Annotated in this window: 13 protein-coding genes; 3 read left to right on the top strand and 10 right to left on the bottom strand. The window is 51.1% G+C overall.

Going from position 1 to position 14933, the window contains the following annotated elements; translation table 11 throughout:
* Positions 1-59 precede the first annotated feature (59 nt).
* Both GW591_RS18810 and GW591_RS18805 read right to left on the bottom strand, forming a co-directional pair.
* Positions 60-746, bottom strand: coding sequence for a fimbrial biogenesis chaperone (locus GW591_RS18810; protein WP_013573597.1), 687 nt, complete (start codon positions 744-746; stop codon positions 60-62).
* 105 nt (positions 747-851) lie between these two features.
* A complete protein-coding gene (locus GW591_RS18805) occupies positions 852-1400 on the bottom strand; it encodes a fimbrial protein (RefSeq protein WP_013573598.1) in 549 nt (182 codons plus the stop codon).
* A 589-nt stretch (positions 1401-1989) separates the two neighbouring features.
* On the opposite strand from GW591_RS18805, the gene ompR reads away from it, so the two are divergent.
* On the top strand, positions 1990-2709 hold the full coding sequence (gene ompR, locus GW591_RS18800; RefSeq protein WP_009635740.1) for an osmolarity response regulator transcription factor OmpR: 720 nt from the start codon (positions 1990-1992) through the stop codon (positions 2707-2709).
* Positions 2706-4067, top strand: a complete 1362-nt coding sequence (envZ, locus tag GW591_RS18795) for a two-component system sensor histidine kinase EnvZ (RefSeq protein WP_013573600.1) — start codon at positions 2706-2708, stop codon at positions 4065-4067. The genes ompR and envZ overlap by 4 nt, the downstream gene beginning before the upstream one ends.
* A gap of 212 nt (positions 4068-4279) precedes the next feature.
* Here envZ and GW591_RS18790 read toward each other — a convergent pair whose 3' ends face one another.
* The 7 genes from GW591_RS18790 to GW591_RS18760 form a co-directional block, all read right to left on the bottom strand.
* Positions 4280-4759, bottom strand: a complete 480-nt coding sequence (locus tag GW591_RS18790) for a PIN domain-containing protein (RefSeq protein ID WP_013573601.1) — start codon at positions 4757-4759, stop codon at positions 4280-4282.
* Positions 4756-4968, bottom strand: coding sequence for a FitA-like ribbon-helix-helix domain-containing protein (locus GW591_RS18785; protein ID WP_013573602.1), 213 nt, complete (start codon positions 4966-4968; stop codon positions 4756-4758). The genes GW591_RS18790 and GW591_RS18785 overlap by 4 nt, the downstream gene beginning before the upstream one ends.
* A 103-nt stretch (positions 4969-5071) precedes the next feature.
* Entirely contained in the window at positions 5072-6694 is a 1623-nt protein-coding gene (gene pckA / locus GW591_RS18780) for a phosphoenolpyruvate carboxykinase (ATP) (RefSeq protein ID WP_013573603.1), read from the bottom strand.
* Positions 6695-6921: 227 nt separating this feature from the next.
* Positions 6922-7806, bottom strand: a complete 885-nt coding sequence (hslO, locus tag GW591_RS18775) for an Hsp33 family molecular chaperone HslO (protein ID WP_037033672.1) — start codon at positions 7804-7806, stop codon at positions 6922-6924.
* A 58-nt stretch (positions 7807-7864) separates the two neighbouring features.
* Positions 7865-8269 carry a ribosome-associated heat shock protein Hsp15 gene (gene hslR, locus GW591_RS18770; protein WP_013573605.1) on the bottom strand — a complete coding sequence of 135 codons (405 nt, stop codon included), beginning with the start codon at positions 8267-8269 and terminating at the stop codon, positions 7865-7867.
* A 24-nt stretch (positions 8270-8293) separates the two neighbouring features.
* Positions 8294-8983 carry a GMP/IMP nucleotidase gene (yrfG, locus tag GW591_RS18765; protein WP_119261116.1) on the bottom strand — a complete coding sequence of 230 codons (690 nt, stop codon included), beginning with the start codon at positions 8981-8983 and terminating at the stop codon, positions 8294-8296.
* 114 nt (positions 8984-9097) lie between these two features.
* Positions 9098-11245 carry an intracellular growth attenuator family protein gene (locus GW591_RS18760; protein WP_014411507.1) on the bottom strand — a complete coding sequence of 716 codons (2148 nt, stop codon included), beginning with the start codon at positions 11243-11245 and terminating at the stop codon, positions 9098-9100.
* A gap of 442 nt (positions 11246-11687) precedes the next feature.
* On the opposite strand from GW591_RS18760, the gene nudE reads away from it, so the two are divergent.
* Complete coding sequence (nudE, locus tag GW591_RS18755; RefSeq protein ID WP_013573609.1) at positions 11688-12245, top strand: ADP compounds hydrolase NudE; 558 nt, start codon at positions 11688-11690, stop codon at positions 12243-12245.
* A gap of 74 nt (positions 12246-12319) precedes the next feature.
* Here nudE and mrcA read toward each other — a convergent pair whose 3' ends face one another.
* Positions 12320-14875 carry a peptidoglycan glycosyltransferase/peptidoglycan DD-transpeptidase MrcA gene (gene mrcA, locus GW591_RS18750; protein ID WP_112198410.1) on the bottom strand — a complete coding sequence of 852 codons (2556 nt, stop codon included), beginning with the start codon at positions 14873-14875 and terminating at the stop codon, positions 12320-12322.
* Between the last annotated feature and the right edge of the window lie 58 nt (positions 14876-14933).

The raw sequence follows: 14933 nt of genomic DNA, 5'->3' as shown, positions 1-14933 counted from the left end.
TTCTGAGTTGCCGTAATTAGGCGATTGCTGTGAGTTATGGCGTGGCTTTATTGGTCCGGTTACAGAGGTTGCTCATATCGTTCTGTCGTGCCGCCATAGTCATTTATCGCTTCCCATTTCACACTGTTGCCTGAGATTTTCGCGGGAAGAATGACATCCAGCTCGCTCAATGGCGCAATCATGGCCACCTCTTTTAAAAAAGTTGAGCCAATGCTGAGTGAACTGAAAACAACGTGATAAGGGCTCTGATTCTTGATAACGAGATGACCGTTATTTCTGGAGAAAGTGAGCGCCTTCGGTGCTTCAAACGATTTTCCGGGCAGTTTTGTTGGCCGGTAAAAGAGCTTTATCCGCGTATTGACCACCAGTTTAAGTTCGTTTTTTGTATTTTTTGGCGTTGAAGGTATCGCTTTAACATTGATATAGAAAACGGACTCTCTGTCTGTCGGGAGGACGCTGCCGTTATAGGAAATGCGCAGGTTACTTTCCTGTTGAGCATTCAGTCGAAATAGTGGCGGGGTGATAATAAAAGGACCGCGTGTTTTTTCTCCCCCCGCATCAACCCACGATTGTATGAGGAAAGGATTGTTATCGGCATTATTTTTAACGGAAAGGGTAGCTTCCCTTTTATCTGCATCATAAATAACGCGTGTCCGTCCGACAATAATTCCGCCGGCATAGGTTATTTGTGATGTAACTACTGAGGTTATAATGAAAAGTAATGTTAATATTTTTGACTTACCCATTCGAATATGAATCCTTACAGTAGCAATATATCCATGCGGTAATTGAATAAACGTATAAGAAATGCCCTGTAGAATTAATTTTTTACAGGGCAAGGCTCAAAGTACTTATCTGTAATCGAGAGTGACTTTCACGCGCGCGTCTGCCGCACCGGCAGTGATATCGCCAGGCAATTTAAACGACTCATAGTATGCGAGAAGGTTGACATTCATAACCTTTCCGGGGATTGGATAGATGATGTCAGGTAATCCGTTGATTTTCATTATCTCGTTGGTTTCTGCATCTTCGATTCTGATGCCGACACCATCCGCCATTTCATCACCGTAATCATTGCCAAGTGCAATCAAATCAGTGGTATCAGCAACGGTATCTGACTCCAGCCATATCCGGAAGTGAGGGGTAGGATTACTTTCAGTAACGACAGGACAGTTATCAAGTGGCAGGGTAAAAGGGATCTTCGGAGAGAGATCACCAATTTCCTGGAATTGAGCTGCTGAATAAGTCCCTAAAGGTATATTGAGCTCTTCACCCCCATTGATTTCACAGGCCTCTTCAACAATCGCACCCGTAAAATTAATAGCGCCATCGATCGCATAGCTATTTGCAGCCATAGCCAAAAATATCCCACCCGCTAAGAGCTTGAACTTGGTTTTCATTTTTTGCGTCCATTCAGAAATAAAAATTAGTGGTTAATCTAAAGATGACTTTATCGGATTAAATAAAGTGAATTCATCACCTTCAGACGCCGGATTCTATCAAGTGTTCTATACATTGAATAGTCGGTGGCATCCTGTCTAATTAAATGATAATGAGTTTTTAATCTGAAATATCACTGTCTATGATCTTTATGGTTTGGTTAATTCATTCAAATGATCAGTTGGTGGGTAAATGATCTATTTCTCAAATAAAATATTATCCTTATCACTTTATTATTAATCAAACGAATAAGTAAAATCACCAAACTTTTATCCCCACGGGCACATTGAGATGATCATTTTCCTGATACTTTCGGTAGAAATGCTCAGATAATGACCAGAAAAACGGATGAGCAGGTTTGCAGAGCGGGACACCCCGTAACAAACCAACCTTCGCTTGCAGAAGACTCCTCTGATATTGTTGATAAATTAGGAAATCCATAATCATTGTTACAATTTCGACTAGAATATATACCATTAAACGCTGTCTGTTTTGGCTGACTTTTCTAACAATACAAGCTTGAGGCATTCACGCCTTTGGGAGATTTAAATGCAAGAAAATCACAAGATTCTGGTGGTCGATGACGATATGCGCCTGCGTGCACTTTTGGAGCGTTATCTGACTGAACAGGGCTTCCAGGTGCGTAGCGTTGCCAATGCTGAACAAATGGACCGTTTGCTGACCCGTGAGTCATTCCACCTGATGGTTCTGGATCTGATGTTGCCTGGCGAAGATGGCTTATCTATCTGCCGTCGTCTGCGCAGCCAGAGTAACCCGATGCCGATCATCATGGTGACGGCGAAAGGGGAAGAAGTTGACCGTATCGTGGGCCTGGAAATCGGCGCCGACGACTACATTCCTAAGCCATTTAACCCGCGTGAACTGCTGGCGCGTATCCGCGCAGTCCTGCGGCGTCAGGCCAATGAACTGCCAGGCGCACCTTCTCAGGAAGAGGCGGTTATCTCATTTGGTAAGTTCAAACTAAACCTCGGCACCCGCGAAATGTTCCGTGAAGATGAGCCTATGCCACTGACCAGTGGTGAGTTTGCCGTGCTGAAAGCGCTGGTAAGCCATCCGCGTGAGCCACTGTCCCGTGACAAGCTGATGAATCTGGCGCGTGGCCGTGAATACAGTGCGATGGAACGCTCTATCGATGTGCAGATTTCCCGTCTGCGTCGTATGGTAGAAGAAGATCCGGCGCATCCGCGTTACATTCAGACTGTCTGGGGTCTGGGCTACGTATTTGTACCGGACGGCAGTAAGGCATGAAGCGAATACGCTTTTCACCGCGTAGCTCGTTTGCCCGAACACTGTTATTAATCGTCACCTTGCTGTTCGTCAGCCTGGTGACGACCTATCTGGTGGTGCTGAACTTCGCCATTCTGCCCAGCCTGCAGCAGTTCAATAAGGTATTGGCATACGAAGTCCGTATGCTGATGACTGACCGGCTGCAGTTGGAAGATGGGACGTTGCTGGCGGTTCCACCGGCATTTCGTCGCGAAATCTACCGCGAACTGGGCATTTCTCTTTATACCAACTCTGCGGCCGAGGAGAGTGGCCTGCGCTGGGCGCAGCATTACGAATTCCTCAGTCAGCAGATGGCGCAGCAACTCGGTGGTCCTACTGACGTGCGCGTCGAGGTCAATAAAAATACCCCGGTGGTGTGGCTGAAAACCTGGTTGTCGCCTGACATCTGGGTGCGGGTTCCCCTTACTGAAATCCATCAGGGCGATTTCTCTCCGCTGTTCCGCTATACGTTGGCGATTATGTTGCTGGCGATTGGTGGCGCGTGGCTGTTTATCCGTATACAGAACCGCCCCCTGGTTGAGCTGGAGCATGCGGCGTTGCAGGTAGGGAAAGGTATTATTCCGCCGCCGCTGCGTGAATACGGTGCGTCTGAAGTGCGTTCTGTGACGCGGGCGTTTAATCAGATGGCTGCCGGTGTCAAACTGCTGGCCGATGACCGTACCCTTCTGATGGCGGGCGTCAGCCATGATCTGCGTACGCCGCTGACGCGCATTCGTCTGGCGACCGAAATGATGAGTGACGATGACAGTTATCTCGCCGAGTCGATCAATAAAGATATCGAAGAGTGCAACGCGATTATTGAGCAGTTCATCGATTATCTGCGCACCGGACAGGAGATGCCGACCGAGATCACCGATCTTAACGGTATTCTGGGCGAAGTGATTGCGACGGAAAGCGGTTATGAACGTGAGATCGACTCTGGTCTGGCGGACGGCGAATTGCTGGTCAATGCTCATCCGCTGTCTATCAAACGTGCCGTGGTGAATATGGTGGTGAATGCTGCCCGTTATGGCGACGGCTGGATTAAAGTCAGTAGTGGTCGCGAATTGCAGCGGGCCTGGTTCCAGGTTGAAGACGACGGCCCGGGCATTGAGCCTGACCAGCTTAAGCATCTGTTTCAGCCATTTGTGCGTGGCGAAAGTGCGCGAACTACCAGCGGAACCGGACTCGGGCTGGCGATTGTTCAGCGCATTATTGATGCCCACTCAGGCACGCTGGATATCGGGAAAAGTGACCGCGGGGGATTACGAATTCGGGCCTATCTGCCGTTACCGGTTGAGATGCTGAAAGCGGTGGCGGTACAGCAAAAACTGGTTTGATTAAGGGGAGCCTTAATGATCCCTTTTATTCAGACAGGTGAAAGTTTCGGTTTCTCAATTTCGGCGATCACTTATCGCGCTGCGGCAGCTGAAACATAGCCAGCGCGGAGCGCGCAATAGAGCCCGGGATTCCTTAAGGGGGGTGGCGATAAGCCACCTTTAAGGCCAGTGTGGGTGGCAACCCACGGTTTAACAGCAGCCCAGCCGCTGGCTTAATTCTTCCTGCTCATCACATAATACTCTGCCGCTTCTTCCCGCCATCGTGGTGTTTCCGCCGTATCCCATGGATTAACTAACACCACGCCCGTGTGGGCAAACACTTCTGCGTGATCCGTGGCAAGCCCCGCCTGATGGTTCAGGCAGATTGCCGCGAGCTGCATATCACGCTCCGCCATCTCAATATTGGCCGCCTTCGATAAGGCCATCACACGCGGGTAATACAGCGCGCTGGCCGCATCAAACGGCAACAGCCTGCCCGCGAAATCCTGGTTCATCATCTCCAGCAAAGCGTCCGAAAGCGCGGCTTTCGGCTGATTCTCCGGCAGACTATCCGCCCAGCTGAAAAGTGCCGCGACGCTCAGGCTGGTCAGATACAGTTGTGTGGCGTCCTGCGCGTCCAGCCATTGCAGCACGTTCTTTTGCGGGAAGGGGCTAATCATCTCAAGGATGACGGCAGTATTGAGGATGATCATTTCGGTGGCAGTTCCAGATGTTCCACGCTCAGGGAAGAAAAGCGCTGGCGCAGCTGACTGCCCAGACCAAAATCAGGCACAGTAGTGGTCAGCGCCTGTTTTAGTATCAAACGTGCTTCTTCTTCCATCGAATGGCCTTTTCTGGCCGCCGCAATGCGCAGTAATTCCTTCACATCATCATCCAGATTACGAACGGTAATCGTCGCCATATCAGGCTCCTCTGACAGCAATGCTGTCATTCTGAAATGCCGCTGGGCTGGTTGCAATAAAAAAGGCGCGGAAGCCCGCGCCTGATAAGAGTTTGCCAGCAGATTAGCGTTTCGGTCCGGCACTGACCAGTGCGGCGCCAGCCGGGGTATCGGTGTATTTGTCGAAGTTATCGATAAATAACTGTGCCAGATGTTCAGCTTTTTCCTGCCACTGTTCACGGCTGGCGTAAGTATTGCGCGGATCCAGAATATGCGTGTCGACGCCCGGCAGCTCAACCGGCACCGCCAGATTAAACAGCGGCAAGGTGAAGGTTTCCGCATCATCAATGGTGCCGTTGAGGATCGCGTCGATAATAGCGCGGGTATTTTTCAGCGAAATACGTTTGCCGGTACCATTCCAGCCAGTGTTCACCAGATAGGCCTGAGCGCCTGCAGCTTCCATGCGCTTCACCAATACTTCGGAGTATTGCGTCGGGTGCAGCATCAGGAACGCCGCACCAAAGCAGGCAGAAAAGGTTGGCGTGGGTTCAGTGACACCGCGCTCAGTTCCGGCCAGCTTCGCAGTGAAACCGGACAGGAAATGGTATTGCGTTTGCGCGGCTGTGAGACGGGAAACCGGCGGCAATACGCCAAACGCATCGGCTGTCAGGAAAATCACTTTACTGGCGTGACCGGCTTTCGATACCGGTTTCACGATATTTTGAATGTGATAAATCGGGTAGGAGACGCGGGTATTCTCAGTCTTGCTGCCGTCATTGAAGTCGATTTTGCCGTCTGCGCTGACCATCACGTTTTCCAGCAAGGCATCGCGTTTTATCGCACCGAAAATTTCCGGCTCGGCGTCTTTGCTCAGTTTGATGGTTTTGGCATAGCAGCCACCTTCAAAGTTAAAGACGCCGTCATCGTCCCAGCCGTGCTCATCATCACCGATAAGCTGACGCTTCGGATCGGTGGATAAGGTGGTTTTGCCGGTACCGGAGAGACCAAAGAACACCGCCACATCGCCTTTTTCGCCGACGTTCGCTGAGCAATGCATTGAGGCGATACCCTGCAATGGCAGCAGATAGTTCATGACTGCGAACATGCCTTTCTTCATTTCGCCGCCGTACCACGAGCCGCCTATCAGCTGGATACGCTCGGTCAGATTGAAAGCGATGAAGTTTTCAGAATTCAGGCCCTGTTTCTGCCAGTCCGGATTGGTACATTTCGCGCCGTTCATCACGATGAAATCAGGCTCGAAATTTTCCAGTTCATTGACTTCGGGGCGAATGAACATGTTCTTGACGAAATGTGCCTGCCAGGCGACTTCCGTAATAAAGCGTACTTTCAGGCGCGAGTCTGCATTGGCACCGCAGAAGGCATCAACGATAAACAAACGTTTCCCGGATAGCTGCTTGCTGACCAGCGCCTTGAGTGATGTCCAGATTTCCTGCGACAGCGGTTTGTTATCATTTTTCCCTTTGCCCTGATCAGCCCACCAGAGCGTATCGCGTGTGGTGTCATCACGGACGATGTATTTATCTTTCGGCGAGCGGCCGGTGAAAATGCCAGTATCGACATTCACTGCACCGAGCTCTGTCACCTGCCCGCGCTCATAACCTTCCAGGCCCGGGGCCGTCTCTTCTGCAAAAAGAGTTTCGTAATCAGGGTTATAGACAATTTCGCTATTCTGGTGGATCCCATACTGGGAGAGTGTTTCGGCGGTGATCCCGATAGTGGTAGGCATTTCCCTGCTCCTTGCTGAATTTGAATCCCGTAAATAGGGATAAATCAGTTGCTATTGTAGGTATATATCGCTTTTGTGCCACGACAGCTCTCAAAGAATAACGGTAGATGTGAATGTTTTTCCAGAATTGTGATGAAAAACCCGAAAGGTGTGCAAATGAGGTTATGGAATAGCAATAAAAAAGGGACTTTTCAGTGAAAAGTCCCTCAGGCTGCGCGTGTTAACGATCAATGAACGTGGTCATCTCCGGAATGAACGTCGCCGCCAGCTTTCAGTGTCGCCATATCCATCGCGTCAAATTCATAGTCCGTGCCGCAATAATCGCAGTGCATCTCTATTTTTCCATCAGTTTCCAGCATGTCGAGCACATCTTCATCCGGCAGCGTCAGCAACGCTGCTGCACAACGTTCGCGGGAACAGGTGCAACGGAAACAGACATTCTGCGGTTCATACAGGGTGACCTCTTCCTGATGATACAGACGATAAAGCACTTCGTTGGCAGGCAGGGTCAGCAGCTCTTGCGCCTTGATGGTGGTGGTCAGTTGTGCCAGATGGCTGAACTCTTCCGGATCAGTATCTTGCGCTGGCAGAACCTGCAACAACATGCCGCCTGCAGCAGGCTGGCCTTCAACTTCACCCGTGCGGATGAAGATGCGGGTTGGCAGCTGTTCTGACTGCATGAAGTAGTTTTCCAGACACTCTGCCAGGTTTTCGCCTTCCAGCCCCACGACGCCCTGATAGCGTTCGCCGACGGTCGGAGAAATCGTGATCACCATGTAGCCGTTGCCAATCATCTCTTTCAGCGAGCTGCCTTCGGTAATGTCACCCTGCAGACGTGCGACGCCGCGCAGTTCCTGCTTGTTGTTACCGTTGATCACGGCCAGTTTCAGCGGACCATCACCTTGCAACTGCACGGTAATATCGCCGTCAAATTTCAGGGTGGCAGTCAGCAGGCTGGTCGCCACCAACATTTCACCCAGCAGATTGCGCACTTCTGCCGGATAGTCGTGACCGGCAATAACCTGCTGGAAAGTCTCTTTGAGCGAGACCAGTTCACCGCGAACGGCGTGATGATTGAACAGGTAGCGATGCAGTTGGTCGTGATTAGACATAATTTTCTCTCTGTTTAGCGAACTCAAATCCTTCATCCCTCCTGGAAGGACTTTGGATTTATTCAGAATCGCCATATTTAAATTTGATCAGGTTGCGGCGTTCCTTTTTGTCCGGACGTCTGTCCGGATGCGGCATCGCGTTCATTTTGCGTGCTTCGGAGATTTTTTCCCGGCTGGCAATGCTCGCCTCAGTTTCCTGATACAGTTTCTGTGCTTCTTCTGCACTACGGCGCTGAGTGGTCAGCCCCAGAACGATGATCGTTTTTGAGTCATTTCCCTGACGCAATGTAATTTCGGCATTCAGTTCCATCAGCTTGCTGGGTTTCCCCCGCTGACCGTTGTAATGCACTTTGCCGCCATCAATCATCTCGCGTGCCAGCGCGCGGGTCTTATAAAAACGAGCCGCCCACAACCATTTATCGAGGCGTACTGCATTATCGTCGTCTTCCGTTTTACCTTTCATATTCTTCCCCTGAGCGTACCGGTGTTACTTAGCCGGGCCTGTTACGGGGTGAATTGCAGGCAACAGGCTGCGGTAATCATTGATGGAAGGATGTCCTTCAAATGACTTATTTGCCATGGTCGAGTCCGGATTTTCTATACCCAGACAATAGCGGATGCCGAAGGTTTTTGCCGCATTCAGGATCGGTTCACCGTCATCGACAAATAATGTCCTGTCGGGATTAAAGCCCGTTTGTTGCTGAACTGCAGACCACAGCCGCTGATCTTCCTTCGGATAACCAAATGTGTGGGTGGAAAGTAATAAATCAAGGTGCTGGTCTAATCCGGTATGTTCAATTTTAACGGAAAGACTGTGCGGATGCGCATTGGTGAGCAAAATTGTCTGTCGTCCGCTTTCACGCAGGTGAACCAGAAACGGCAGCGTGTCGTCGCGAAGACGCGCATTTTTGCCGATGTTCGTCGTCATCTGGTAGATATCCAGACTCAGCCTTTCACTCCAGTAGTCGAAGCAATACCAGTTCATGGTGTGCTGGACGGCAAGATATTCGTCATGAATTAACTGGCGCGCGTTTTCAAGCGGGATCGCACGCTGCTGGCTAAGGGCAAGAGGGACATCCTGCAACCAGAACTGGCTGTCAAAAGCCAGATCCAGCAATGTGCCGTCCATATCCAGTAAAACAGTATCGATGCATTGCCAGTCAAAATCGGGGGGCATGAAGACTCCAGGTTCTTGCGGCTGTGAGAAACCGCAGGGGCGAACAGATGAAAGCAGGGAAGGGCGTCAGGGTAGCATAATCTGACCGGGTGGCGCAGGGACACCCGGTGGTTTTCAGCCCAGTTTTTGCACGGGGATTGGCATTAATGTGGGATGAAAGCAGGAGTTATAATATTGCTGAATATCGTCGATTCTGCGCTTATCTTTGATGAAACGGCGGGTAAACAGCACGAGATTGACCGCCAGAACACCGATTAACAGTAACAGTAATAAGCTGGTGCCCAGATAGCGCCAGAGCGTTGAGATATCCGGCTCGCTGTGCAACGAAATGTGACGGGTTCCGTTGGCATCAATGCTGATACTGGTGATCACGCCCTGCGCACTGAACGGTGTATGTAGCAGGAGTGTCGATAATTGTTGCAGTTGCTTCCACTGCTCCTGAGGCGGGTTAGCAAACACGCTGACCGGAGGCGTGGGCATTTCAATCAACTGGCGTCCTTCATCGTTACTGATCAAGAATCCGCCCGGTGGCGGGCTGTTAAGGCTGTCAGCGGCGCGACGGGTTTCCTGAACAAAGAAAGAAGACGTTGCGTTATTCACCAGTTCACTCAGCGATTGCGCGCTGACCGGACGCAGCAGAACGTTAATCCCCTGCAATGTGCCTGCTTTTGCCCGCTTCACCAGCGAATTCCAGTTGCTCGAATTGCCCAGATTCACCAGCGCATTTTTCAGACGAACACAATCGTTACTGTTTCCGCATAGCGTTTCGGTTTTCAGCACGATATCCGCGAAATCATCAAGCAGGATCATCCCGGATTTCTCGATGGCGGTGGCCAGTTGCGGGTTAATGTTTTGCTCGGGGGTTTGGTTCTGGCCGGGATGCAGCTGGTTGTTCACCGTGGTTTGCAGCGCTGTAGCTGCATCAATAATTTCTGACTGCGGCACCGGCAGCGGCGTCGCGGTATTCCAGTAAATCGCGGAACAATCAAAAGGCATAAAACCGGATGCAGAACGGCTGGCCGCCGGTGGCACATAACACATGCCGGTACCCTGAACTTTCAGGGTGTCGCCGACGCGCAGGGCAGCCTTTTCCAGTTCCTGTACGCTGTTAACCTGCGAACTTTGTGCACCTTGCAGCCAGGCTACGCTGAGTTTGAGCGGCAGGCCAAGCGGCACATAAACCAGTAACGCCAGCAGCAAGAGGAAGGCGCTGGTGGCGAGCACCAGGTTTCTTCCCCACTGCTGGAGCGGGAATCTTTTCACTTCCTCGTGCAGTGTCAGATAGCTTCCCTGGCGGACAACGTGGCTGTTCATATAGACTTCCACGTCCGTTGGCTGTCCGAGATCACGACCAATATAGGGCTGCCAGTGAGGCGGATAAATCAGGTCTACCGCACCGAGCGAAATATTGCTGATATCACCTTGTTTGGATTCACCGAACAAACCCCAGCGTTTAGGTAAGCCGCGCAGGCAATGAATTTCCTTACGATTTTTACCTAAACGTTCAGACACAAACCGCCAGATAACCCAGGCGGCTAATCCTGCCGAAATCACCAGCAACCAGGGCAGAAATATCACCGGACTTTGCAGTGTGATGAAAAGCAGAAGCAGAATAGCGGAAACAGCCAGCGCTTCTTTTACACCATTCGAACGGGTCAGCGCATGCTCTTCACGTGTTTCGCGACGCACTTTGACCAGTTCAATATGCTCGCTTTCTTCATGACGGATAGACGCATTTTGCGGCTGAGAAGGTATCACCGCCGAAACCGGCGCCGGGCCTTCGTAAACGTGCTCGGTCAGCGTATGACCGTTGAGTGAAATCACCAGCGGCAGAGTCTGTGTTTTGATCAGCTCGACCTGGTTTTCCTGAGCAATGTATTGCTCCCAGAATGGCGGCAGGTGAATTTCAGTAGAATCGAGGAAGTAACGCCATTTGTTAGGATCTTCGCTCGCCACCCCATAACGGGTGATCGCGCGGGTCAGGCTATAAACATTTTCGCTTTTGGTGGTCAGCGTCAGTTTATCTCGCAGGATAATCAGATTATTGCGGTGGGTGATCGGTGTCTGGCCGAGGCCTTCATTTTGTCGCAGATAGCGTTCTACTGCGTCGCGTTCTTTCTGGGAGAGTTTGCGCTGACTGGGTGTGGAAAAACGCACGACTGACTCGCCGCGTTGGCGGCGACGCAATACGAGCCAAAAATAAGACGCTGTGGCAATAATTGCGATACACAACAACACCAGTGTCACGACTACTGTGCTCATCCGATCCCCGTTCAGACGTGGGTGACTTACGTCAACTCTGTGAAAGTATTATACATATAACGAAATGCACATTCTGCGCATGGGTGCTTTTTGATAGGAATTTTATTATTGTTAACCTGAATCGCGTGCACAAAAATACCACGCTAGAGGATACCTGCATTTGGGAATTAACGGGTATCGGTATAATCCTATTTTTAAGTGAGAGTGTTTTTGTTAAAGCAAAAATGTGACAGCCATGAGTCAACGTGTTTTTTTTGCGCGATTAACGGCGATTATTTAGTGACATTTTGAACGGGAAATAGGCAGGACAAAGACAGTTTTTCAGTAAAGATTGCGATGCTGACGCTCCTTAACGCACAATGACTACCGGTAGCGGCTTTTGAACAGACAAACGAACCCATTAGAACACCTCTGGTCAGGTGAATAATAAGTTGGGGATGAGATGACACAACACCTGCAAAAACCGAAAATTACGAAGGTGGAAACCGTAGCCCGTTCGCGATTATTCACCATCGAATCTGTTGATCTGACATTCAGCAATGGCGCTGAACGCGTGTATGAACGCATGCGTCCTTCCGATCGTGAAGCGGTGATGATTGTACCGATCATTGATGATGAGCTGTTGTTAATTCAGGAATATGCCGTTGGGATTGAAAGCTACGAGCTGGGTTTTCCCAAGGGCCTGATTGATCCGGGTGAAGGTGTGCTTGAGGCGGCGAACCGGGAACTGATGGAAGAAGTGGGCTACGGTGCACGGCACTTTGACGTGCTGGCAAAACTGACCATGGCACCTTCTTACTTCTCCAGTCGCATGAATATCGTCATTGCTAAAGATTTGTATATGAAAAGCCTGGAAGGTGATGAGCCGGAACCTTTGCCACAAACGCGCTGGCCGGTGTCACGCATGATGGAACTGTTGCAACATCCCGATTTTTGCGAAGCCCGCAACGTGAGTGCGTTATTTCTGGCGCATGAGTTTCTGATGCGCAATGCCCGCTGAGCCTGCGATAAAACATCATTAAAAAAGCCGGTCATGCATTACGCAGACCGGCTTTTTGCTTTACAGCTCAGGCATCAGAACAGTTCGTGTTCCTGACCGTTATCCATGATGGTTGTTCCGACCTCATGCACAGCATGTTCTGTCGGCTGAGTCCCGTCGATAAAGTATTCCGGGCGACTGTTACCGCCGCCGTCAGAAAGCTTACCGGTACTCTTATCGATAGTGACGGTCACCACACCCGGAGGCGGAGTCTGTGGCTGTTCCGGCACTCCTTCCAGCACGGCTTTCATGTAATCATCCCAGGCTGGCTGAGCACTTTTCGCGCCGCCTTCGGCACCGGAGATTTGATCCGGGATGACACCGGAAGCCGTCGAACGGCCCAAATCACGACGGTGATCGTCAAAGCCAATCCAGACTGATGTCACCACGTCAGGACCATATCCGGAGAACCAGGCATCTTTCGAGCTGTTGGTTGTCCCGGTTTTGCCGCCAATGTCGTGACGTTTCAGGTCGCGTCCTGCGCGCCAGCCCGTCCCCATCCAGCCCGGTTCCCCGAAGATGTTGGAGTTCAGTGCATCACTGATCAGGAATGACAGAGGAGTACTGATCACATGCGGTGCGTATTGCTGTGCGGCATCAACCTGTGGCGAGTTCGGCGGAACCTGCTCAAGTTGTGGCGTTGGCACACTGGTATTGTTATTGATGGTGGACGTAGCAACATTTTCTACGTTGTCATCCGACAGCACGGCAGATTTCTGCGTATCCCCATAAATAACCGGAATATTACAGGTACGGCAGGCGATTTTAGGTTTGGCTTCAAACTGAACCTGGCCGGATTCATCCACGATTTTGGTGATGAAATACGGGTCAACCAGATAACCGCCGTTGGTCAGTGTGGCGTAACCGCGCACCACCTGTAACGGAGTGAATGAAGCAGAACCCAATGCCAGTGATTCGGAATGAACAATGTTCGCCGCCGGGAAGCCAAAACGCTGCAGATATTCAGCCGCGTAATCCACACCCATCGCACGCATCGCACGCACCATCACCACGTTTTTAGACTCGCCCAGACCCTGACGTAAACGGATCGGACCGTAATACGTTGGCGGGGAGTTCTTCGGCCGCCAGTCGGTACCGGCACCGGCATCCCAGCGGGTGATTGGCATGTCATTCAGGATAGTCGCCAGCGTCAGGCCTTTATCCATTGCTGCGGTATACAGGAAAGGTTTGATGTTCGAACCGAGCTGACGAACCGCCTGATTGGCGCGGTTAAACTTACTCTGGTTGAAGTCAAACCCGCCGACCAGCGCTTCAATGGCACCGTCGTTTGGATTGAGTGAAACGATGGCTGAGTTGACATCAGGCACCTGCGCCAGCCACCAGTCATCACCCACTTTACGTACCCAAACTTGCTGACCAGGGCGCACCACGTCAGTGACTTTTTTCGGAGTCGGGCCCTGAGCATTGTCATTACGGTAAGGTCGCGCCCAGCGCATGCCGCTGAATGGCAGGCTGATGACCGCGCGGTTGGACATCGTTGCCGTCGCCTGAGCGTCGTCCGTTGCGGTGATAACGGCCGGGAACAGCGGGCCATACACTGGCAGGGTTTTCAGCGACTGAACAATCTTGTCCTGATCCCACGCAGGTTCACCCACTTTCCATAACTGATTTGACGGGCCACGGTAACCGTGGCGCATATCGTAATTGAGCACGTTGGTGCGCAGGGCTTCCTGCGCGGCCAGCTGGGTTTTCTTGGTAATGGTGGTGTAAACCATGTAGCCATCGTTATAAGCGTTGTCGCCATAACGTTTCACCATCTCCTGACGCACCATTTCGGTCAGATACGGCGCAGAAAACTCGATATGTGGAGCATGATAATTCGCCACCAGCGGCTCAGCACGCGCCTGATCGTACTGGGCCTGCGTGATGTATTTCTCATCCAGCATACGCACCAGTACGGTGTTGCGACGCGCCAGGGAACGATCGTGAGAATACAGCGGATTGAAGGTTGACGGTGCTTTTGGCAGACCGGCAATCACCGCCATTTCACTGAGTGTCAGTTGGTTGACATTTTTCCCGAAGTAAACCTGTGCAGCGGCACCCACGCCATAAGCGCGATAACCGAGATAGATCTTATTCAGATACAGCTCAAGGATTTCATCTTTGGACATCATCTGCTCAATGCGGATGGCCAGAAATGCTTCCTTGATTTTACGGGTCAGCGTGCGTTCAGGACTCAGGAAGAAGTTACGGGCCAGTTGCTGAGTAATGGTACTCGCGCCCTGTGAGGCGTGGCCGGACACCAGCGCAACGGAAGCCGCACGGAAAATACCGATCGGGTCCACGCCGTGATGTTCATAGAAACGACTGTCTTCTGTCGCGATAAACGCATGCACCAGTTCCGGTGGGATCTGGTCGAGTTTCAGTGGGATACGGCGCTTTTCACCATATTGAGCGATTAAATCACCCTCGGCACTGAAAACTTGCATTGGTGTTTGCAAGCGCACGTCTTTAAGCGTGGCGACATCGGGTAGCTGTGGCTCGATATATTTATACAAACCGAAGATCGAGGCGGCTCCCAGCAAAATGCAACACACTGCAAGAATCAATAAATACTTTACGAACTTCACCTGAGATTTCCCATTAAGTGTCAATTGGGCAGTTTATAAACAACCGCGCGGTAGTATA

It is taken from the genome of Rahnella aceris, assembly GCF_011684115.1.
In the GTDB taxonomy this organism is placed as follows: domain Bacteria; phylum Pseudomonadota; class Gammaproteobacteria; order Enterobacterales; family Enterobacteriaceae; genus Rahnella; species Rahnella aceris.
Note: the sequence above shows the minus strand (reverse complement) of the source record. Positions and strands in the feature narration are given on the sequence as shown.